The organism is Solirubrobacter ginsenosidimutans (genome assembly GCF_027587205.1).
Genome location: NZ_JAPDOD010000012.1, coordinates 94,339 through 113,287, shown reverse-complemented (window position 1 = coordinate 113,287; position 18,949 = coordinate 94,339). Strand labels below are relative to the sequence as shown.

15 protein-coding genes and 1 pseudogene are annotated in these 18,949 nt (G+C 71.1%); 7 read left to right on the top strand and 9 right to left on the bottom strand.

All coding sequences use genetic code 11. From position 1 onward, the window contains the following. Positions 1 to 28 precede the first annotated feature (28 nt). Entirely contained in the window at positions 29 to 1,468 is a 1,440-nt protein-coding gene (locus OM076_RS14450; RefSeq protein WP_270040701.1) for an MFS transporter, read from the top strand. Here the strand turns inward: OM076_RS14450 and OM076_RS14445 are convergent. From OM076_RS14445 to OM076_RS14420, 6 genes and pseudogenes are all read right to left on the bottom strand, one after another. Then, positions 1,465 to 2,262, bottom strand: coding sequence for an aminoglycoside phosphotransferase family protein (locus OM076_RS14445; protein WP_270040700.1), 798 nt, complete (start codon positions 2,260 to 2,262; stop codon positions 1,465 to 1,467). The two genes, OM076_RS14450 and OM076_RS14445, sit on opposite strands and share 4 nt — an antisense overlap. Further along, positions 2,241 to 2,594 (bottom strand): DoxX family protein, encoded by a 354-nt coding sequence (locus tag OM076_RS14440; RefSeq protein ID WP_270040699.1) that lies wholly within the window; start codon positions 2,592 to 2,594, stop codon positions 2,241 to 2,243. The genes OM076_RS14445 and OM076_RS14440 overlap by 22 nt, the downstream gene beginning before the upstream one ends. A 113-nt stretch (positions 2,595 to 2,707) precedes the next feature. Next, positions 2,708 to 4,924, bottom strand: coding sequence for a WD40/YVTN/BNR-like repeat-containing protein (locus tag OM076_RS14435; protein ID WP_270040698.1), 2,217 nt, complete (start codon positions 4,922 to 4,924; stop codon positions 2,708 to 2,710). An 80-nt stretch (positions 4,925 to 5,004) separates the two neighbouring features. Continuing rightward, positions 5,005 to 6,459: a metallophosphoesterase gene (locus OM076_RS14430; RefSeq protein ID WP_270040697.1), complete on the bottom strand. Its 1,455-nt coding sequence runs from the start codon at positions 6,457 to 6,459 to the stop codon at positions 5,005 to 5,007. Positions 6,460 to 6,470: 11 nt separating this feature from the next. Beyond that, entirely contained in the window at positions 6,471 to 8,813 is a 2,343-nt protein-coding gene (locus OM076_RS14425; RefSeq protein ID WP_270040696.1) for an ABC transporter permease, read from the bottom strand. Positions 8,814 to 8,956: 143 nt separating this feature from the next. Beyond that, positions 8,957 to 9,481, bottom strand: a pseudogene (locus tag OM076_RS14420) (ABC transporter ATP-binding protein); the annotation flags it as partial. Between the two features lie 84 nt (positions 9,482 to 9,565). Here OM076_RS14420 and OM076_RS14415 point away from each other — a divergent pair. Together OM076_RS14415 and OM076_RS14410 are read left to right on the top strand one after the other, a co-directional pair. Then, entirely contained in the window at positions 9,566 to 9,862 is a 297-nt protein-coding gene (locus tag OM076_RS14415) for an ArsR/SmtB family transcription factor (protein WP_372518040.1), read from the top strand. Between the two features lie 14 nt (positions 9,863 to 9,876). After that, positions 9,877 to 10,338, top strand: a complete 462-nt coding sequence (locus OM076_RS14410) for an SRPBCC family protein (RefSeq protein WP_270040694.1) — start codon at positions 9,877 to 9,879, stop codon at positions 10,336 to 10,338. Here the strand turns inward: OM076_RS14410 and msrB are convergent. Both msrB and OM076_RS14400 read right to left on the bottom strand, forming a co-directional pair. Next, positions 10,317 to 10,721: a peptide-methionine (R)-S-oxide reductase MsrB gene (msrB, locus tag OM076_RS14405; protein ID WP_372518042.1), complete on the bottom strand. Its 405-nt coding sequence runs from the start codon at positions 10,719 to 10,721 to the stop codon at positions 10,317 to 10,319. The two genes, OM076_RS14410 and msrB, sit on opposite strands and share 22 nt — an antisense overlap. 40 nt (positions 10,722 to 10,761) lie before the next feature. Further along, a complete protein-coding gene (locus OM076_RS14400) occupies positions 10,762 to 10,917 on the bottom strand; it encodes a hypothetical protein (RefSeq protein WP_270040692.1) in 156 nt (51 codons plus the stop codon). Positions 10,918 to 11,118: 201 nt separating this feature from the next. Between OM076_RS14400 and tkt the strand changes: the two genes are divergently transcribed. Then, the gene (tkt, locus tag OM076_RS14395; protein ID WP_270040691.1) at positions 11,119 to 13,140 is read left to right on the top strand and encodes a transketolase; all 2,022 of its coding nucleotides are present in this window, start codon (positions 11,119 to 11,121) and stop codon (positions 13,138 to 13,140) included. A gap of 69 nt (positions 13,141 to 13,209) precedes the next feature. On the opposite strand, the gene OM076_RS14390 is transcribed toward tkt, so the two are convergent. Then, entirely contained in the window at positions 13,210 to 14,826 is a 1,617-nt protein-coding gene (locus OM076_RS14390; RefSeq protein WP_270040690.1) for a methyl-accepting chemotaxis protein, read from the bottom strand. 94 nt (positions 14,827 to 14,920) lie between these two features. Between OM076_RS14390 and OM076_RS14385 the strand changes: the two genes are divergently transcribed. Genes OM076_RS14385 through zwf form a run of 3 tightly spaced genes read left to right on the top strand, consistent with a single transcriptional unit; the run spans position 14,921 to position 18,949 of the window. Next, positions 14,921 to 16,489 carry a phosphoglucose isomerase-related protein gene (locus OM076_RS14385; protein ID WP_270040689.1) on the top strand — a complete coding sequence of 523 codons (1,569 nt, stop codon included), beginning with the start codon at positions 14,921 to 14,923 and terminating at the stop codon, positions 16,487 to 16,489. Positions 16,490 to 16,491: 2 nt separating this feature from the next. Beyond that, a complete protein-coding gene (gene gnd / locus OM076_RS14380) occupies positions 16,492 to 17,403 on the top strand; it encodes a phosphogluconate dehydrogenase (NAD(+)-dependent, decarboxylating) (protein ID WP_270040687.1) in 912 nt (303 codons plus the stop codon). Position 17,404: 1 nt separating this feature from the next. After that, positions 17,405 to 18,949: a glucose-6-phosphate dehydrogenase gene (gene zwf, locus OM076_RS14375; protein WP_270040686.1), complete on the top strand. Its 1,545-nt coding sequence runs from the start codon at positions 17,405 to 17,407 to the stop codon at positions 18,947 to 18,949.

Below are 18,949 nucleotides of genomic sequence, written 5' to 3'. Positions count from 1 at the left end.
CCACTTCCTCCCCAGGGGTCATCGTCAAATGTCTCAAACGCACGAGCGCAAATGGCTCGCGCTAGCTCTACTAGCCGCCGCACAGTTCGTGGTAGTGCTCGACGCGTCGATCGTGAACGTCGCGCTGCCCTCGATCGGCAAGGCACTCGACTTCTCGCAGGACAACCTGTCCTGGGTCGTCAACGCCTACACCCTCACGTTCGGCGGCTTCCTCCTCCTCGGCGGCCGCATGGCCGACCTACTCGGCCGGCGCCGGCTGTTCATCTCCGGCCTGATCCTGTTCGCGGGCGCCTCGCTTGCTGGCGGCCTTGCCCAGAGTGATGTCTGGTTGATCGCCGCGCGCGCCGTGCAGGGCCTCGGTGCCGCGCTGCTGTCCCCGGCCGCCCTCTCGCTCGTGACCGAGATCTTCGAAGAGGGCGCGGAACGCAACAAGGCGCTCGGCGTCTGGGGCGCGGTCGCCGGCTCCGGCGGCGCCGCCGGCGTGCTCCTCGGCGGCATGCTCACCCAGTGGGCCGGCTGGGAGTGGGTGCTGTTCGTTAACGTGCCGATCGGCCTCGCCGCGGCGTTCCTCGCCCCGCGCCTGCTGCCCGAGAGCAAGAACGAAGGCGCCCGCCATTTCGACATCGCGGGAGCGGTGACGATCACCGCTGGTCTGTCGCTGCTCGTCTACTCGCTGGTCAACGCCAACTCGGCGGGCTGGGCCTCCACGGAGACGCTCAGCCTGATCGCGGGCGCGGTCGTGTTGATCGTCGCGTTCGTGCTCGTCGAGCTGCGCACGAAGGCGCCGCTCGTCCCGTTCCCGGGCATCTTCCGGGTGCGCACCATCGTCGGCATCAACGTCACCGGGCTGCTGCTCGCGATGGCGCTGTTCTCGATGTTCTTCTTCATCTCGCTGTACATGCAGCAGGTGCTGGGCTACGACGCGCTCAAGGCCGGCGTCGCCTACCTGCCGCTAGCGCTGGGGATCATCGTCTCGGCCGGGCTCGCCTCCTCGCTGATCACGAAGTTCGGCGTCAAGCCGGTGCTCGTGCTGGGCATGCTGCTGATCGCCGTCGGCCTGTTCTGGTTCGCCCAGATCTCGCCGGGCGGCACCTACCTGGGCGACATCCTGTTCCCGGCGATCATCTCGGCGCTCGGGCTTGGGTTCGCGTTCGTGCCGATGACCGTCGGCGCGGTGGCCGGCGTCGAACCGCACGAGGCGGGCCTCGCGTCCGGCCTGATCAACACGTCGCAGCAGGTCGGCGGCGCGCTCGGCCTCGCGATCCTGGCCGCGGTCGCCAACTCCCGCACGGACTCCGTGGTCGAGACGGGCGCGTCGATGCCGGTCGCGCTCACCGAGGGCTTCCAGACGGCGCTGCTGGTCGGCTCCGCGTTCGCGGTCGTCGGCGCGATCATCGCGGTGCTGTTCGTCGGCAGCAAGGACGTCGCGCCCGATCAGGGCGGCGAGCCGGTCCCGGTGCTCGCCTAAACCCCCAGGAAGGCCCGCCAGACGTCCACCTGGACGGCGCGGGCCTCCACCCACAGCGCGAGCTCGGCGGGGTCGAGCTCGATCCCGGAGGCGGCGAGAGCCGCCTCCGCTCGTTCTCCCCCGCCGCGGGTGAGCTTCAGGCACGCCGCGTCCCACCCGAGCGGGCCGAGGCACGTGTCCTCCCAGTCGTTCCAGAGCGGGCCGTCGGCGGTGTTGAGGACGTTGTTGAGGTGCGCGTCGCCGTGCAGCGGGCGGATCGGGGAGCGCAGAGTGCCGAGCGTCGCGTGCAGTTCCTCGACGCGCGCCAGCAGCCGCCCCGCCGCGGCGCCGTCGATCGACTCCTCGGCGGCGAGCTTGGCCAGCAGCGCCTCGGCCTCGGTCACGCCCGAGAGCACCGGGAGCGAGCCGTCGAAGTCCCGCAGCACCTCGTGACAGAACCGCAGCCCCTCGCCCGCGGCGACCGGGTCGACGGGGGCGTCGACGGGCTTCGCGTAGGTCCAGAAGCTGAGGACGCGGCCCTCGTGCTCGTGCGGGCCGGGCGGGAGCTCCGGCGACGGCGCGACGACCGGCGCGCCCCTGCGGGCCAGGTGCGAGGCGATCGCCAGCTCGCGCCGCTGCCACGTCGCACCGGGTCGCACGACCTCGATCGAGCCGGCGACGCGGGCGACGACGGGCGCCGGCCGGAGGTGCACGAGGACGTTCAGCTGGTTGCGCAGGACGACCGCGTCGTCGCAACGGAGGCCGTGGCGCTCGGCCACGGCGACCGCTGCCGCTAACGCGCCGCGGTCAGCCACGCCCAGGCGATCAGGACACCCTGCAGTGGCAAACGGCCCCACAGTGCGGCGGGCGGGAACTGCTTGAAGCGCTCCGCGTGCACCGCCATCTCGACGTTGGCGGGGAAGATCGCGAGCAGCGTCGCGATCAGCCACCAGCCCGCGAGGCGCCGCGTCTTCGGATGCAGGACGCCCACGCCGCCGGCGATCTCCGCCACGCCGCTCGCGTAGACGAGCTCGCGGTGGGCGGGCAGGTAGCGGGGCATGATCGCCTCGTACATCCGCGGGCGCGCGAAGTGCAGCGCGCCGGCGACGGTGAACGTGACGCCGAGGGCAACACTGGCGCGGGACATGCGTACCGAGAGTACGAACGTCCCGCGCCTTGGCGATGAGGCCAAGGGAGATCCGCGAAGCGATCTCCCCTAAGCGACCGAAGCGGCGGGCGCAGCCCGCTCGCGAGGATCGCCTACTTCTTGACTGTGACGCTCAGCACAGACGACCCGGCGCCCTGGCGGCCGGAGTCGCCGGCCCAGCGGGCGACGAACTCGGCGGGGCCGGAGATGTTGAACGACGCCGTGAACCGGCCGCCGTTGGCGCCCGCGGTCACGACCTGCTCCTTCCAGCTGCTCGAGCCGGCCTTGCGGGCGGAGACGACGATCGCCTCGCCGCCCTGCGCGCCCTTGAGCGCACCCTGAACCGTGATCTTGCGGACCTTCTTGGCGACCTTCTTGGTGTTGGTCGTCAGGCTCAGCGTCGAGGCGCCGCCCGCGTCACCGCCGGTGCCGGTGGTGAAGAGGCTGCGGACGATGTTGTCGCCCGCCGCCGGGGTCGACGTCAGCGCGTAGGAGCGGGTGGCCGACGGGCTGATGACGCCCTCGGTCCCCGGGAACTGGCCGCTGGCGATCCGCTGCGGGCGCCAGTGCTTGCCGCTGTCGGTGGTGCGCAGCACGTAGGCGACGCCGGTGTCGGCCGGGTAACCGCCGAGCGTCAGGTAGCCGCTCGTCGCGCTCCCGAAGGCGAGCGCCAGCCCGCTGTCGGTGCCGACCGACGGCAGCTCGGTCCACTTCTTGCCGCCGTTGCTCGTGCGCCACACGCGCCCGCCGGTATCCAGCGCGTAGCCGCCGGTGCCGGACGTCATGTCGACGTCGCGGAGCGCCAGCGGGACGGTCTTCTTCCCGCTCTTGCGCGACGGGCCCTTGACCTGCGTCCACGCCTTGCCGCCGTTGGTCGTGCGGACGATCGTCTTGCTGCCGTAGGCGAAGATCGCGCTGCCGCCGCGATCGAACTGGTCGACCGCGATGCCGCGGACGGGCTTGGTGGAGATCAGCGAGAACTCGCCGCCCTCCGCCGCGCGCCGGATGCCGCGCGGGCCGGCCAGCAGGACGTTGTTGCCGGTGGCGATGACGGCCTTGGGCGCGGACGTCGTGCCCGGATCGATCGGCTGCCAGGAAGCACCGCCGTTGGCGGTCTTGAACAGGCCGCCGCGCTGGTCGAGCGCGTAGCCGCTGTCGGCGGTGGTGAACGACGTGTCCTGCATGTCCGCGGAGGTCGCGACGTTGATCGCCTTCCACGTGACGCCGTTGTCGGTCGTGCGGGCGAGCTGGCCGCGGGCGCCGAGCGCGAGCGCGATCTCCGGGGCCGGGCCGAGCCGCAGGCCGAACTGGAACGAGCCCGAGATGTCCCCGCCGATCGGCGCGTAGTTCTTGCCGCTGTCGTCGGAGATGACGGTCGCGCCGCCCGCGCCGAGCGCCACCGCGCGGGCGGGGTTGGCGAAGCCGGCCGCGTAGATCGGGGCGGTGCTGGCCGTGACGGGCGTCGACGTCGTGCCGCCGTCCTCGGTGCGCAGGAGCTTGTCGCCCGCGGCCGTGGAGAGCAGGCAGACGTCGTCGGTCGAGCAGCCGAGGCCGGTGATGTTGCTGCCGGCGCTGCCCGGGCGCTTCTGCCAGCTCACGCCGCCGTCGGAGGAGCGCAGCAGCGTGTCCGGCCCGAAGGCGTAGAACGCGGTGGGGCTGATCGCGTGCATGCGGGTGACCGCGCCGGGATCGACGGCCGGGACGGGCGTCCAGGACGCGCCGTCATCGGTGGTCTTGTACGCGGTGCTCGTGCCGTTGAGGAAGACGATGCCGGCGTCGGGCGTGGTGAAGATCGCGTCGGCCGGAGTGCCCTGGCCGCCCGCGGCGCTCGCGGGGGTGCCGGGGATCGCCGTGCCGCGGCCGAACGTCGCGCCGCCGTCGGTGGTGCGCAGCACGTTGCCGTCGCGCAGCAGCAGGTAGCCGACCTCGGGCGTGACGAAGAACGAGGCCGCGACCCGGTCCGGGCAGTTGGTCTCGGCCAGCACGAACATCTTGTGGAAGGTCGCGCCGCCGTCGTCGGAGCGGCGGACGACGCAGCCGTCGCCGCCGAGGATGACCACGACGTCCGGCGTGACCGCCTGTAGGCGTGTCAGATCCTGCGATGTGCCGGTGGCAAGACCAGCCCACGTGGCACCGCCGTCATCCGTGCGCAGGGCCGTGCCGTCGTCGCCGATGGCGTACCCGCGGCCGGCGATGAAGTCCATCGCGCGGATGGTGTTGCCCTGCGGCGTGGGGTTGCCCCACTGCCAGCCGGACTGGCTCACCTGCACCGCGGCGCCTGCCGTGCTCGCGCACGCGGCAGCGAGGCTGAGGGCAGCAAAAGTGCCCACCAAAGCCCTAGTTCTCAACGTACTTCTCCTCTCGATTCCGGTTCGCGTTTAAGAACGGAAGAGGTGAGGCGGTGTTGCGATTACGGTCGCGAAATGAAGAGGTTTGCGTTGCGGTCGGAACGGGCGCCCGCGAAATGCTGCGGGCGGCCGCCCTGCGCGTCGAGATAGGCGAGCTCGCGCGAGACGCCCGCGAGGCCGGTGCCGTCGTGGTCGACCATCCAGGTCTCGAGCGCGACGCCCCGGTTCGTGGCGCGCAGGCGGAACATGCGCGCCTGCTGGGGGAAGTCGGCGAGCGACGAGGTGCTGATCAGCCAGTAGCGGTTGTGTCTGGTGATGCGGTTCTTGTGCGAGTTGCCGGCGATCGAGGCGACGACCCGCGGGTTGGCGTCGAGTTGTTGCAGCGCTTCCGGCGTGAGCGGGTTGTGCGAGAAGACGACGATCCAGCGGTCGGTGTTGCCGAGCTCGTCTTGCAGCCATCGGATCTGGTCGGGGTTGATCCGCGCCTGCGACGAGCCGTCCCGGTTGACCGTGTCGATCATGATCGCCTTCACGTTCCGTCCGAGGTCGACCGTGTAGTCCATGTCGGGGTGGCCGAGCTTGCGCTCCGCCTCGCCGGGGGCGTTGAGGCGGCGCGTCTTGTCGGCAGGCGTGTGGATCGTGTCGAGCGGGACGGCGCCGGACAGGACGGCGTTGACGGCCTGTTTGGCGTCGATCTCCTGGTGCGGGGGCTTGAAGTCGGGGTCGAGGCTCGGGACGAGGCGGTCGCCGGTGGCGAACGCGTCGATCGCCGGCGTGGGTGGGACCTCGCCCTGGGCGAGCACGTCGTGGTTGCCGACCAGCGGGTACCACGGGGCCTTGAGCCCTTGCGCCTTGAAGGGTCGTTGCGCGGCTTCGATCGCGCCGGGGTGGGTGGGCGCGTCGTGGTCGGGGCGGTAGTAGAACGGGTCGGCGCTGTCGGCGTCCTGCACGCCGTCGTAGCCCTTGGCGCCGCTGTCGGGGTCGACCTCCTTGCCGTTGAGCGTGTCGAGCGCCATCGTCAATTCGTTCTCCTGCGCGTTGTCCGTGATGTCCCCGGTGAGGAACACGGCCTGCGGGTGCTGACGATTGACGGCGCGGATCGTCGCGTCGAGCGTCTGCGTGGAGAACGCCTCCTGCGGGCGGAAGGTCGACGTGAACGGCGCGCCGGTCCGGTCCAGGAACGGCACCCGCGCGGGTGACTCCTCGTCGCGCACGTGGGTGTCGGTGAGCTGCGCGAACGTGGCCAGCGTCTTGCCGAGCCCGGCCTTGGGGCCGCGATCGATCAACGGCTCACCGGGCCCGGCCTCGAGGAACCCGTCCCCGTCCTTGTCGACGAGGGTCGCCTGGAGCGTCGAACCGCTCGTCGCGGGTGCCGCGGGGCGGGCGTCGCCGCCGCAGGCGGGGAGGAGCGCGGCGAGCGCGAGCGCGGCGGCGGCAAGCCACGCGCGGACGCCCCGCCGCCCAACGAACGTCAACTTCATCGGGCACAGCCCGATCAAGGTGACGTTCGTCGACATGCGCGCCCGCGTCACTCTTCCCTCAATCCCGCGATGACGGGCTCGCGCAGCACGCGGCGGGCCACCAGCGCCGTCGCGATCACCGCGAGCAGCAGGAGACCGCCCACCACGAGCGCGATCTGGGCGAGCGTCGGTGAGAGCGGCAGCGCGGCGAAGCCGGCGGCGAGATGGGCGACGAGGGGGCCGAAGGCGACCACCTCGAGGAATACGCCTGCGGCGGCCGCCGGGATCGCCACCGCGACCGCTGCGCCCGCCAGCACGAGCCCCACCGACGGGCCGTCGGCGCCGACCGCTCGCAGCAGCGCGACCGCTCCGCGCCGCTCGCGGGCGGTCACCGTCAGTGCCTGGACCAGCGCGTAGAGGCAGACGAGGCCGACCGCCAACCCGACCCCGCGCAGGACCGCCGCGAGCACCGCGAGGAACGCGGCGTTGTCGGTCTGCGCCGCGCCCACCGGTCGCACGCTCGCGCCCAACCCGACCAGCTCGCGGGTGACCTTCGCGGGATCGGCGCCCGACTTCACCCGCACCACCACCTGCGGGTTGAGGTCCGGCCGCAGCGCGAGCAGCTTGTCCGGCTCCACCCACGCGATCCGCCCGTCGTTCTCGAGCGCGCGGACGATCCCGCTCACGCGGAAGCGCACCTCGCCGCCGTCGGGGATCTGCGCCGCGAGCACGCTGCCCGGTTGCAGGCCCAGCGCGTCGGCCATGCCGACGCCGACCTCGACCTCGTTGGCCGCCCGGATCCGCCGCCCCTCGGCGAGCGGCGGGTTCTCGAAGTTCGTGTGGTCGCCGGGATAGGCGACGAGCCGCACCGGCTCCCCAAGCCGGAAGGAGTCCGCGGCATCGATGCTGTAGCGCTCGCCCACCGCGTCGACCCCGGGCAGGCGCCTCGCCGCGCCCAGCTCGGAATGATCGAGCGAGACCGCGATCTGGTAGCGCTTGCCGATCGTCCCGGGGTCCTCCCGCAACCGCTCCAACAGCGACGCGAGCGCGAGCATCAGCGTCACGACGCCGGCGCAGACGGCGATCGTGGCGACCGCCGCCACCCAGCGCCCGCGCGCGGCCGTCGAGAACCGCACGCCGAGCGCGAACAACCCACCGCGTATTAAGGGGTCTGACCCCTCAACGCTGTGTTCGTACGAAAAGCCCTGCTCAGAGCGAGATCGCTTTGTTGAGGGGTCTGACCCCCCTCGTTGGCGCGGTCGGCGGAGCGGGCGGGTCAGGTCGCCGCCGCGGAGGATCTCGACGGGGGAGCGGCGGGCGGCGCGCCAGGCGGGCCACGTGGCGGCGAACACGACCACAGCCACCACGGCCAGCAACGCGCCCAGCAGCGGGGCGACGAGCGCGGCGCCCGGGCCGAGCTCGTTCAAGGCCGCCAGCAGGTCGGCGGCCGGGCGGGCGACGACGAGCGCGCCCAGGACGATCCCCAGGGCCGCGGCCGGGACGGCGACGACCGCCGCCTCGACCGCCTGCTGCGCCGCGATCCGGCCTGGGCCGAAGCCCAGGGCACGCTGCACGCCGAAGCCCGTGAGCCGCCGCTGCACCTCCGCGTGGGCGCCGGCGGCGAGCATCGTGCCCGCCGCGACCAGCGCCACGAGCGAGAACGCGACCAGCAGCGAGATCACGATCCCCGCGGCCTGGGAGAGGAGGATCTTCACGCCCGTGCGGGTGACGAACTGCAGCTTGCCGATGCCGAACGCGACCGCTCGCGCCTGGGTCAGCGTGACGTCGGCCTTCGCCGGGTCGTGCAGCCACAGCAGCGCGGTGTCCGGGCGCACCCGCCGGAAGCCGAGGTTCACGTACTCCGCCTCCGTGACGTAGACGCGGGCGGTGCTGGCCAGTGGGAAGGCGACGTTGTCGGGGGACACCGCGATCCCGGCCACCAGCAGCGGGCCGAGCTCACGCGTGTCGAGGTGGTCGCCGACCTTCAGCCCCCACTCGCGCGCGAGCCCGCGCTCGATCACGACCTGCCCGATCTCGCCGTCGCGGACGTCATGCCCGCTGACGATCTTGTAGCCGCGCCGCCCGCCGAGCAGCACGGTGATCGCGCCATTGCGCGTGCTGTGCGAGCCGAACCGCAGCGGCTGGTTGAGCCGCTCGCGCCGGTAGGAGCGCGCCTCCAAATTCGGCAGCGCGGAGACCTTCGGGTCGACGACGTTCATCTCCGTCCGCGTGAAGCGCGCGATCACGTCGGGGAGATCGGACTGGGTCGCGGCCCGGTCGAAGCCGGTCGCCAGCGAGTCCCCGACGGTCGTCGCGGTGCCGACCACGAGCGACGCGGCCAGCACGCCCAGCGCCGCCAGCACCGTGCGCCCGCGGCGCGCGCGCAGGGCCGCGAGCGCGTCGCGGATCACGCGTCGACCAGCACGCCGTCGCGCAGCGTCAGCACGCGGTCCGCGATGTTCGCGGCGGTCGCCTCGTGGGTGACCATCACGACCGCGCGGCCCTCGTCGGCGCCCGCGCGCAGCAAGCGCAACACCTCGGCGCCCGCCACGACGTCGAGGTTCCCGGTCGGCTCGTCCGCCAAAAGCAGCGCCGGGTCGTTGACCAGCGCCCGCGCGATCGCGAACCGCTGCTGCTCGCCGCCGCTCAATTGCTGCGGGAGCGAGCCCGCGACCGAGCGCAGCCCGAGCTGGTCGATCAGCGCCTGCCCACGCGCACCCGCCCCCGCGGACGCGCCGCGCACCCGCCCCGCGAGCAACACGTTCGCCTCGCCCGAGAGCTCCGGCAGCAGGTGAAAGAACTGGAAGATGAAGCCGATCCGCGCCCGCCGCAGCCGCGACAAAGCCCGCTCGCTCGCCCCCGTCACGCGCTCGCCACCGACCGAGATCACCCCCGCCTCGGGCCGGTCCAGCCCGCCGATCAGGTGCAGGAACGTCGACTTGCCGGTGCCGGAGCGCCCGAGGATCGCCACGACCTCGCCCGCCTGCACGTGCAGCGACGCTCCGTCGAGCACCCGCCGCGCGGCGCGGCCTTCCCCATAGGTCTTCACGACGCCTTCGGCGGCGACGACAGCGGCCATCTCAACCCCACCGTAGACCGGTCCATAAAGGCCGGCTCAGGGGTTGACACGCCGCCATCCGTAAGTTACTACTTACGGTAAGCCATGACTAACGGAATGGACGCGCTGGGGGACCCGACGCGCCGGGCGATCTTCGAACGCCTGGCCAAGGGTCCGACGGCCGTCGGGGAGCTCGCGAACGAGCTGCCGGTCAGCCGGCCGGCGGTGTCGCAGCACCTGAAGGTGCTCAAGCAGGCCGGTCTGGTCACCGACCGCGCGGCGGGCACCCGCCGGCTCTATCAGCTCGATCCCCGCGGGATCGCGGAGCTGCGCGCCTATTTCGACGCGTTCTGGATGCATGCCCTGGCCGCGTTCAAGGACGCGGTCGAGAACCCCACGTAGGAGGTCGAAGAGCGATGCAGGCGACGGACTCGACGGTGCGCCGCGAGGTGACGGTCAACGCCACGCAGGAGCGGGCATTCGAGGTGTTCACGGCCGGCTTCGACAGCTGGTGGCCGCGCGGCCATCACATCGGCGAGGCCGAACTGGCGAAAGCCGTCATCGATCCTGAGGCCGGGCAGTGGTACGAGCTCGGCACCGACGGGAGCCGGTGCGATTGGGGCGAGATCCTCGCCTACGACCCGCCGCGGCGGATCACGCTGCAGTGGCGCATCGGCGGCACCTGGACCCTGGAAACCGATCCCGCGGCCTACAGCGAGATCGACGTGACCTTCACGCCCGAGGGCGACGCGACCCGCGTCACCCTCGAGCACCGGCACCTCGACCGTCACACCGCCGCCGAGGCCCTAAGGGACGCGGTCGGCGCGGAGGGCGGGTGGCCCGGCCTGCTCCAGCTCTACTCCGAAGCGGTGGGCTGAAAGTCCATCGCGCAGGAGTTCATGCAGTAGCGCAGCCCGCCCTTGTCGCGCGGGCCGTCGTCGAACACGTGGCCGAGGTGGCCACCGCAGCGCCTGCAGACGACCTCGGTGCGGATCATCCCGTGCGAGACGTCCCGCTTGACCTCGACCGCCTCGGCCACCTTCGGCTCGGTGAAGCTCGGCCAGCCGGAGCCCGACTCGAACTTGGTGTCGGAGTCGAACAGCTCAGCGCCACAGCCGGCACAGGTGTAAGTGCCGTCGGCGTGGTTGTCCACGTACTTCCCGGTGAATGCCCGCTCGGTGCCCGCCTTGCGAAGCACCTGGTACTGCTCGGGCGTCAGTTCCTCGCGCCACTGCGCGTCAGTCTTCTCGACAGTCTCCATGCCCATGTAGTCCAGGCTACCCGGGCAGCGTTACACGGCGTCAGGCCGCCGCGACCCGCGCCGTACGGCGCGGGCGACGGAACACGAAGAACCGGCGGGTGCCGGCGCGGACCACGGTGCCACGGCGCGACTCGGCGCCGGCGCGGAGGCTCTCCGCGCGCGCGTCGGCGTACATGGTCATGAGGGTCGGATGCATGGTGGCTCCTGGCTCGGGTGGACTTCTGAGGAGATCGATATTGCGGCTGAGAGGCCACCCGTACATCAGGCGTGCGGTGCGCGCCGACGCGCCTGACCCCTTACGGTGGGCGCGCTGGCCCTTAGTCGTAAGGACGTGGTGGCGCGGGGCGCGCTAGCGTCCACGCCTCCCGCTCTGTATCGCGAACCCTGGAGGCCCTCGTTGTCCGTCGCAGAAGATCGGACCACCCTCGACGAGCTCTGCGTCAACACGATCCGCACCCTGTCCATGGACGCGGTGCAGAAGGCCAACTCCGGACATCCCGGAACGCCTATGGCGCTCGCTCCGCTCGCGTACGTGCTCTACACGCGCGTGATGAACCACTCGCCGAGCCGGCCCGACTGGGCCGATCGTGACCGCTTCGTCCTCAGCTGCGGGCACGCGTCGATGCTCCTGTATTCGACGCTGTACCTGACCGGCTACGGGCTCACGCTCGACGATCTCAAGAACTTCCGCCAGCTCGGCTCGCCGACCGCCGGCCATCCCGAGTACGGCCACGCCGCGGGCATCGAGACCACGACCGGGCCGCTCGGCCAGGGCATCTCGACCGCCGTCGGCATGGCGCTGGCCGAGCGCATGCTCGCCGAGCGCTTCAACCGCGAGGGTCACGAGATCGTCGATCACTACACGTACGTGATCGCGTCCGACGGCGACCTGCAGGAGGGCGTCGCGTCCGAGGCGTCCTCGCTGGCCGGCCACCTCGGCCTCGGCCGCCTGATCTCGTTCTGGGACGACAACCACATCTCGATCGAGGGCAACACCGAGCTCTCCTTCACCGAGGACGTCGCCAGCCGCTACGAGGCCTATGGCTGGCACGTCCAGAACCTGGGCGAGGACATCGGCCTGGACCGGATCGAGAACGCGCTGGCCAACGCCCGCGAGGTCACCGACCGCCCGTCGCTGATCATCGTCCGCACCCACATCGCTCCCGGCTCGCCGAACAAGCAGGACACCCACGGCGCGCACGGTGCCCCGCTGGGCGACGAGGAGATCAAGCTCACGAAGGAGGTCTACGGCTACCCGAGCCTGGAGCCGTTCTTCGTCGCCGACGAGGCGCTCGCGCACTTCCGCTCCACGATCGAGCGCGGCGAGGAGCTCGCGGGCGAGTGGGACGCGAAGTTCGCCCGCTACGCCGAGCTGTTCCCGGCGGAGGCCGCCGAGTTCGAGCGCATCCTCTCCCGCAAGCTCCCGGAGAACTGGGACGCGGACGTGCCGAAGAAGGGCCCGGAAGCGGGCGCGATCGCCACCCGCAAGGCGTCCCAGGACGTCATCCAGTGGGCGGCGGGTCAGGTGCCCGAGCTGGTCGGCGGCTCCGCCGACCTCGCCCCGTCGACGCTGACGCTGATCAACGGCGGCGGGAGCGTGGAGAACGGTCAGTACGCCGGCCGCAACTTCCACTTCGGCATCCGCGAGCACGGCATGGGGGCGATCGTCAACGGCCTGAACCTGCACGGCCTGCGGGCGTTCGGCGCCGGCTTCTTCATCTTCAGCGACTACATGAAGGCGTCGCTGCGCCTGGCCGCGATCATGCGGATCCCGTCGACGTTCGTGTTCACCCACGACTCGATCGGCGTGGGCGAGGACGGCCCGACCCACCAGCCGATCGAGCAGCTCGCGACCCTGCGCGCGACGCCCAACATCAACGTCGTGCGGCCCGCGGGCTTCAACGAGACCGCACTCGCCTGGCGATTCGCGTTGAACGCCACGGAGACCCCGACGGCGCTGGCGCTGTCCCGCCAGGGCGTCCCGACCTGGGACCCGTCCGCGGTGCCCGCCGACGCGATCGACCTCGGCGCCTACGTGCTGGCGGACTCAGACGGCGACCCCGACGTGATCCTGATGGGGTCGGGCACCGAGGTCCATGTCGCCAACGACGCCAAGAAGATCCTCGAAGCGGAGGGCGTCAAGGTGCGGCTCGTGAGCATGCCGTGCATCGACCGCTTCGCCGCCCAGTCACAGGAGTACCGCGACAGCGTCCTGCCGCCCTCCGTCCGCGCGCGGGTGGCCGTCGAGGCCGCCGCCTCGCTCGGCTGGCACCGGTGGGTGGGCGACGCGGGTGACGTCGTCGCGATGGAGTCCTTCGGCGCTTCCGCTCCGGCGGGCGCGCTGTACAAGCACTTCGGGTTCACGGGCGAGAACGTCGCCTCGCGGGCCCGCGCGCTGCTCGCGACGCTGGCCGGCTGAGCCGCGACGCGAGGGGGTGCCCCGTCCAGGTATCGCCAGGCGATACCAAGACGAGGCACCCCCGTTGCGTCAGGCGGTCGTGAACTGCACGACGAGGCCGTTCAAGGCCTCGGCCGCGGTGTCCAAGCGACGGGCCGACAGCGCGAGCTGCCCCGCCGTCGCCGCGGTCTCCTGCGTCGACGCCGCGACCTCTTCGGTCGTTGCCGACGAGGACTCGGCCAGGGTGGCCAGTTCGATCATGCGCCCGCGTGAGTCCTCGGCGTGGCTCGCGGCCTCGCGGGAGGAGCCGGTGATCGCGTCGACCCGCGCGACGACCTCGCGCGCGCGGGCGGCGATGCCTTCGAACTCGCCGCGCGAGAGCGCCACGGTGCGGGCCGAGGTCTCGGTGCGCGAGGCGCCTTCGCCGGCCAGGACGGCCACGCGCTCGGTCATGTGGGTGATGTCGTTGACGATCATGCTGGTCGAGTTGGCCGCCTCGGCGGACTGCTCGGCGAGCTTGCGGACCTCGTCGGCGACGACGGCGAAGCCCTTGCCGAGCTCGCCGGCGCGGGCGGCCTCGATCGCGGCGTTCAGCGCCAGCAGGTTGGTCTGCTCGGCGATCGTGGTGATCGTGCCGACGAAGGCGGCGATCTCGGCCGAGCGGCGGACCAGCGCGTCGGAGGCTTCGGTGATCGCGGCGGCGGACTCCTCGACGGCGCTCATCGCCACGCGCGCCTCGTCGGCGGTGACCATGCCGCGCTCGGCGTCGGTCAGCGCGACGCCCGCGGCGTCGGCGGCGGCCTCGGCCGCGTTCAAAGCGCGCGCGACGGCCGCGGCCACCTCACTCGCGGCGTCACCCGCGCCCATGACCAGCCGCGACTGCTGCTCGGTCATGGCGGCGACGCTGCCGACGGCCTCGGCGATCTCGTTCGAGGCGCGCTCGGAGTCAGACGACGCGGCGGAGACCTCGTTGGAGGTCTGGCTGATGTCGATCGCGGCGGTCTGGATCGTCTGGACCAGCGTGGCGACCTGCCCGATGCCGTTGCGCAGGATCGTCGCGGCGCCACCTGACGTGTCGCCGCTCAAGGTCAGATCGCGACGCTCGAGCGCCTCGGCCAGGAGCGAGAGCTGGGCGCGCTCGACGGCGTCGTCGACGCGCAACTGCGCGGTCGCGAGCGTCTCGGCCTCCAGCGAGCGGGACAGGATGACGAGCACGATGGTCTCGAAGACGACGAAGACGGCGTGCAGGACGACCATGCCGAACGTCAGGTGCGCGTCGGGCATGATCCACACCCCGGCGCCCGCGTCCTGGAGCACCATGAAGCCCAGATGATGGACCGCGATGAAGCCGGCGGCGAGCACGATGACCCGCCAGTCGCGGTAGACGAGCAGGAACGCGAGCGCGCCGAAGATGTGGAAGTGCATCTCGATCAGGCCGTGCGACTCGCTGATGAACAGCGCGGAATAGGCCATCAGGCCGCAGGCGATGAACGCGCGGGTGCCAAACGCGCCTGGGGCGCGCTGCGCCAGCCAGTACGCGCCGGCGGACACGCCACCGCCGACGAGGATGGCGGCGAGCCAGGTGCCGTGCAGCGCGGCAAGGCCGAGCGCGGCCGGGAAATGCAGGACAAGGAGGAGGCTCAGCAGTCGATCCGCGCCACGGCGGACCTCGAGCAGCTGATCCGCAGGGGCGGGAACGGACGTCATTGGCTTCTCATCGACCGATACGGCAACGTTCCTTAGAGGCCGCGTTCGCTAGCGTGCCAAGTCGATCTGAACGCCCTGCAGGGAGGAACCGAGCATGAGCGACGTCACGACGATCGAAGCCGACGTCCCAGAGCGCTACGCCGAGGCGGTTTCGATCCGTTTGCGCAGGGCTCTAGAAGAAGACGTCGTCGGTCGAATCTGGCGCAAGGACGGTACGTTGTGGGCCCCCGAAGGCACCCCCGAGGTGACCAATCGCCTCGGGTGGCTCGACATCGCCGATCGTGAGCGCGAGCAGCTCGACACCTATAAGGCCTTCGCCGACGGGTTGCGGGCCGAGGGGTACCGCGACGCGGTCGTTCTGGGCATGGGCGGCTCGAGCCTCGCGCCTGAGGTCTTCCGCCAGTCCTTCGGCAAGCTCGACCCCGGCCTGACGCTGCACGTCCTGGACTCGACGCACCCGCACCAGGTCCGCGAGGTGCTCAACAGCATCGACCTCGATCGCGCGCTGATGATCGTGTCGAGCAAGTCCGGCGGGACGATCGAGCCGATGTCGATGTTCAAGGCCTTCTCGGCGCGCCAGGGCGACGGCTCGCACTTCGCCGCGGTCACCGACCCGGGCTCCGGCCTGGAGGCGCTCGCGGGCGAGCATGGCTTCCGCCAGGTCTTCCACGGCGACCCGGACATCGGCGGGCGCTACAGCGCGCTGTCGCCGTTCGGGCTCGTCCCCGCGGTGGCCGCGGGCATCGACATCGGCGCGGTGCTGGACTCCGCGATCGGCGCCGCGGAGGAGTGCCGGGTCGAGGGTGGCGGCAACGCCGGCCTGTGGCTCGGCTGCGCGCTCGGCGAGCTCGCCCGCCAGGGCCGCAACAAGCTCACGTTCGTCGCCGACGCGCCCTTCACGAGCTACGGCATCTGGGCCGAGCAGCTCTTCGCGGAGTCCACCGGCAAGCTCGGCACCGGCATCCTGCCGATCGCCGACGAGCCGCTGCTCGCGCCCGAGGCCTACGGCGAGGACCGCGTCTTCGTCCACATCGCCGCGGGCGACGCCGACAACGCCGCCAAGCTCGCCGCGCTCAAGGACGCCGGGAACCCGGTGATCACGATCCACGCGGTCGGCCTCGCCGACCTCGGCCGGATCTTCTACCTCTCGGAGTTCGCGGTCGCGGTCGCCGGCTGGGCGCTGGAGATCAACCCGTTCGACCAGCCCAACGTCCAGGAAGCCAAGGACAACACGAACCGCGTGCTCAAGGACGGGTCCGGGGAGATCGACAACGGCGCGCTGCGCGAGTTGACCGGCGGCCTGGAGCCCCCGGCCTACTTCGCGATCATGGGCTACCTGCCGTACTCCGCCGAGACCGAGGCCGCCATCGCCCGCCTGCGCGAGGCGCTGATCGAGCGCTACCACGTCGCCACCACGTGGGGCTACGGGCCGCGGTTCCTGCACTCGACCGGGCAGTTCCACAAGGGCGGCCCGAAGACCGGGCGGTTCCTGCAGCTCATCGACGAGCCGGCCGAGGACCTCGAGATCCCCGGCGAGCCGTACACCTTTGCCACGCTGATCCGAGCACAGGCGGACGGCGATCTCCAGACGCTGCGCAATCACGGCCTCCCGGCCGTGCGCATCAGCGTCGGTGACATCGATGCGATCAAGGAGCAGCTCTAGACATGCAGATCGGATTCGTCGGCCTCGGCAAGATGGGCGGCAACATGGTCCATCGAATCGAGCGCGACTCAGACCATGAGGTCGTGGCGTTCGACCCGAACGCGGACGCCGTCAGCACCGCCGAAGGGCACGGAGCGAGCGGCGCCGCCACGCTCGAGGAGCTGGTCTCCAAGCTCGACGCGCCGCGGATGGTCTGGCTGATGGTGCCGTCGGGGGACATCACCGAGTCCACGATCGCCAAGCTCGCCGACCTGCTCGAGCCCGGCGACACGATCGTCGACGGCGGCAACTCCAACTGGCATGACGACCAGCGGCGGGCGAAGGAGCTCGAGCCGAAGGGCATTCACTACGCCGACGTGGGTACCAGCGGCGGCGTCTGGGGCCTGGATGTCGGCTACTGCATGATGGCCGGCGGCCCCGACGAGTCGATCGCCCAGCTCGCCCCGATCCTCGACGTGCTCGCCCCGCCGGACGGCTGGCGGCATTTCGGTGCCAGCGGCGCGGGGCACTTCGTGAAGATGGTCCACAACGGCGTCGAGTACGGGATGATGCAGGCGTACGCCGAAGGCTTCGACCTGATGCACCAGTCCGAGTTCCCGATCGAGCTCAAGGAGGTCGCGGGGCTGTGGAACCGCGGCTCGGTCGTGCGCTCCTGGCTGTGTGAGCTGGCCGAGCTGGCCTTCAAGCAGGAGGGCAACGACCTCAAGGGCCTGCAGGGCTACGTCGACGACTCCGGCGAGGGCCGCTGGATGATGAACGACGGCATCGAGATGGCGGTGCCGACCCCGGCGCTCGCCGCCTCGCTCTACGCTCGCTTCTACTCGCGCCAGGAAGGCGACTACGCGGCCCGGGTGCTCGCCGCGCTGCGCAACCAGTTCGGCGGTCACGCGGTGAAGAAGGTCGAGGAGACCTGAGATGGCGGTCGACGTCAAGCCCGATCCGCAGTCGCTCGGCGAGAACCCGCTGATCGAAGGGCTGGAGCGGTTGCCGGTCCCCGCGACGACGCTGACGATCTTCGGCGTCACAGGCGATCTCGCCCACCGCAAGCTTTTGCCCGCGCTCTACAACCTCGCCCACGAGGGCGCGCTCCCCGAGCGCTTCAACCTCGTGGGCGTGGCGCGGCGCGAGATGCCGACCGACGAGTTCCGTGCGGTGGCCAAGGCGGCGATCGAGAAGTTCTCGCGCCGGCCGCCGGACGCGACGGTGCTCGAGGGCCTGCTCGGCCGCATGCACTACGTCGGCTTCTCGTTCGACGACGTGCCGTCCTACGGGCGCCTGAGCGCGACGCTCGACCAGCTCGACGAGGATGGCGGCGGCAAGCTCAACCGCAATTACTACCTGTCGACCGCGCCCGAGTACTTCCCGGTCATCGTCGGCGCGCTCAAGGAGGCGGGGCTCAACTACGACCCCGACGTCGACATCCGCTGCATCATCGAGAAGCCGTTCGGCACGGACCTGGAGTCCGCGCTGTCGCTGCAGCAGGTCGTCGACCACGTCTTCCGCGAGCAGCAGGTCTACCGGATCGATCACTACCTGGGCAAGGAGACCGTCCAGAACGTGATGGCGTTCCGGTTCGCGAACTTCATGTTCGAGCCGGTGTGGAACCGCAACTACATCGAGAGCATCCAGATCACCGCGGCCGAGGACATCGGGATCGGCTCGCGGGCGGGCTACTACGACAAGTCCGGCGCGCTGCGCGATCTCGTCCAGAACCACATGCTGCAGCTGCTGACGCTGGTCTGCATGGAGCCGCCCGGCACGTTCGAGGCCGACAAGGTCCGCGACGAGAAGGTCAAGGTCCTGCAGGCGATCACGCCGCCGACGCCTGAAGAGGTCCGGCGTGACACGGTGCGCGCGCAGTACACGGCGGGCGTCGAGGGCGGCGAGGAGGTCGCCGGCTACCTCGGCACCGACGGCGTCCCGGACGACTCGCGCACCGAGACCTACGCCGCGCTGCGCCTGGAGGTCCACAACTGGCGCTGGGCGGGCGTGCCGATCTTCCTGCGCACGGGCAAGCGGCTCGCGCGCAAGGTGACCGAGATCGCGGTTCAGCTCAAGCCGGTGCCGCACCTGGCGTTCCAATCGCACGGCTCGGTCGGCGTCAAGCCCAACCAGCTCGTGCTGACGATGCAGCCCAACGAGGGCGTGTCGCTCTCGCTCGGCGCGAAGATCCCGGGCTCGAGCATGCGCATCCGGCCGGTGAACATGGAGTTCAACTACGGGTCGGCGTTCATGTCGCAGTCCCCGGAGGCCTACGAGCGGCTGATCCTCGACGCGATGCGCGGTGAGGCGACGCTCTTCACGCGGTCCGACGAGGTGATCGCCCAGTGGTCGATCATCGACCCGATCCTGAAGGCGTGGGCGGAGGACACCGAGCCGCTGCACACCTACGCGTCCGGCTCCGGCGGCCCCACCGCCGCGGACGACCTGATCGCCCCCCACCGCTGGCGAGGGCTTTGA

Excerpts from the sequence above, each read along its gene's own strand:
- gnd (WP_270040687.1), top strand. The coding sequence starts at position 16,492 with ATGCAGATCGGATTCGTCGGCCTCGGCAAGATGGGCGGCAACATGGTC.
- OM076_RS14450 (WP_270040701.1), top strand. The coding sequence starts at position 29 with ATGTCTCAAACGCACGAGCGCAAATGGCTCGCGCTAGCTCTACTAGCC.
- OM076_RS14385 (WP_270040689.1), top strand. The coding sequence starts at position 14,921 with ATGAGCGACGTCACGACGATCGAAGCCGACGTCCCAGAGCGCTACGCC.
- OM076_RS14410 (WP_270040694.1), top strand. The coding sequence starts at position 9,877 with ATGCAGGCGACGGACTCGACGGTGCGCCGCGAGGTGACGGTCAACGCC.
- zwf (WP_270040686.1), top strand. The coding sequence starts at position 17,405 with ATGGCGGTCGACGTCAAGCCCGATCCGCAGTCGCTCGGCGAGAACCCG.
- OM076_RS14430 (WP_270040697.1), bottom strand. The coding sequence starts at position 6,459 with ATGTCGACGAACGTCACCTTGATCGGGCTGTGCCCGATGAAGTTGACG.
- OM076_RS14390 (WP_270040690.1), bottom strand. The coding sequence starts at position 14,826 with ATGACGTCCGTTCCCGCCCCTGCGGATCAGCTGCTCGAGGTCCGCCGT.
- OM076_RS14440 (WP_270040699.1), bottom strand. The coding sequence starts at position 2,594 with ATGTCCCGCGCCAGTGTTGCCCTCGGCGTCACGTTCACCGTCGCCGGC.
- OM076_RS14400 (WP_270040692.1), bottom strand. The coding sequence starts at position 10,917 with ATGCATCCGACCCTCATGACCATGTACGCCGACGCGCGCGCGGAGAGC.
- msrB (WP_372518042.1), bottom strand. The coding sequence starts at position 10,721 with ATGGAGACTGTCGAGAAGACTGACGCGCAGTGGCGCGAGGAACTGACG.
- OM076_RS14415 (WP_372518040.1), top strand. The coding sequence starts at position 9,566 with ATGACTAACGGAATGGACGCGCTGGGGGACCCGACGCGCCGGGCGATC.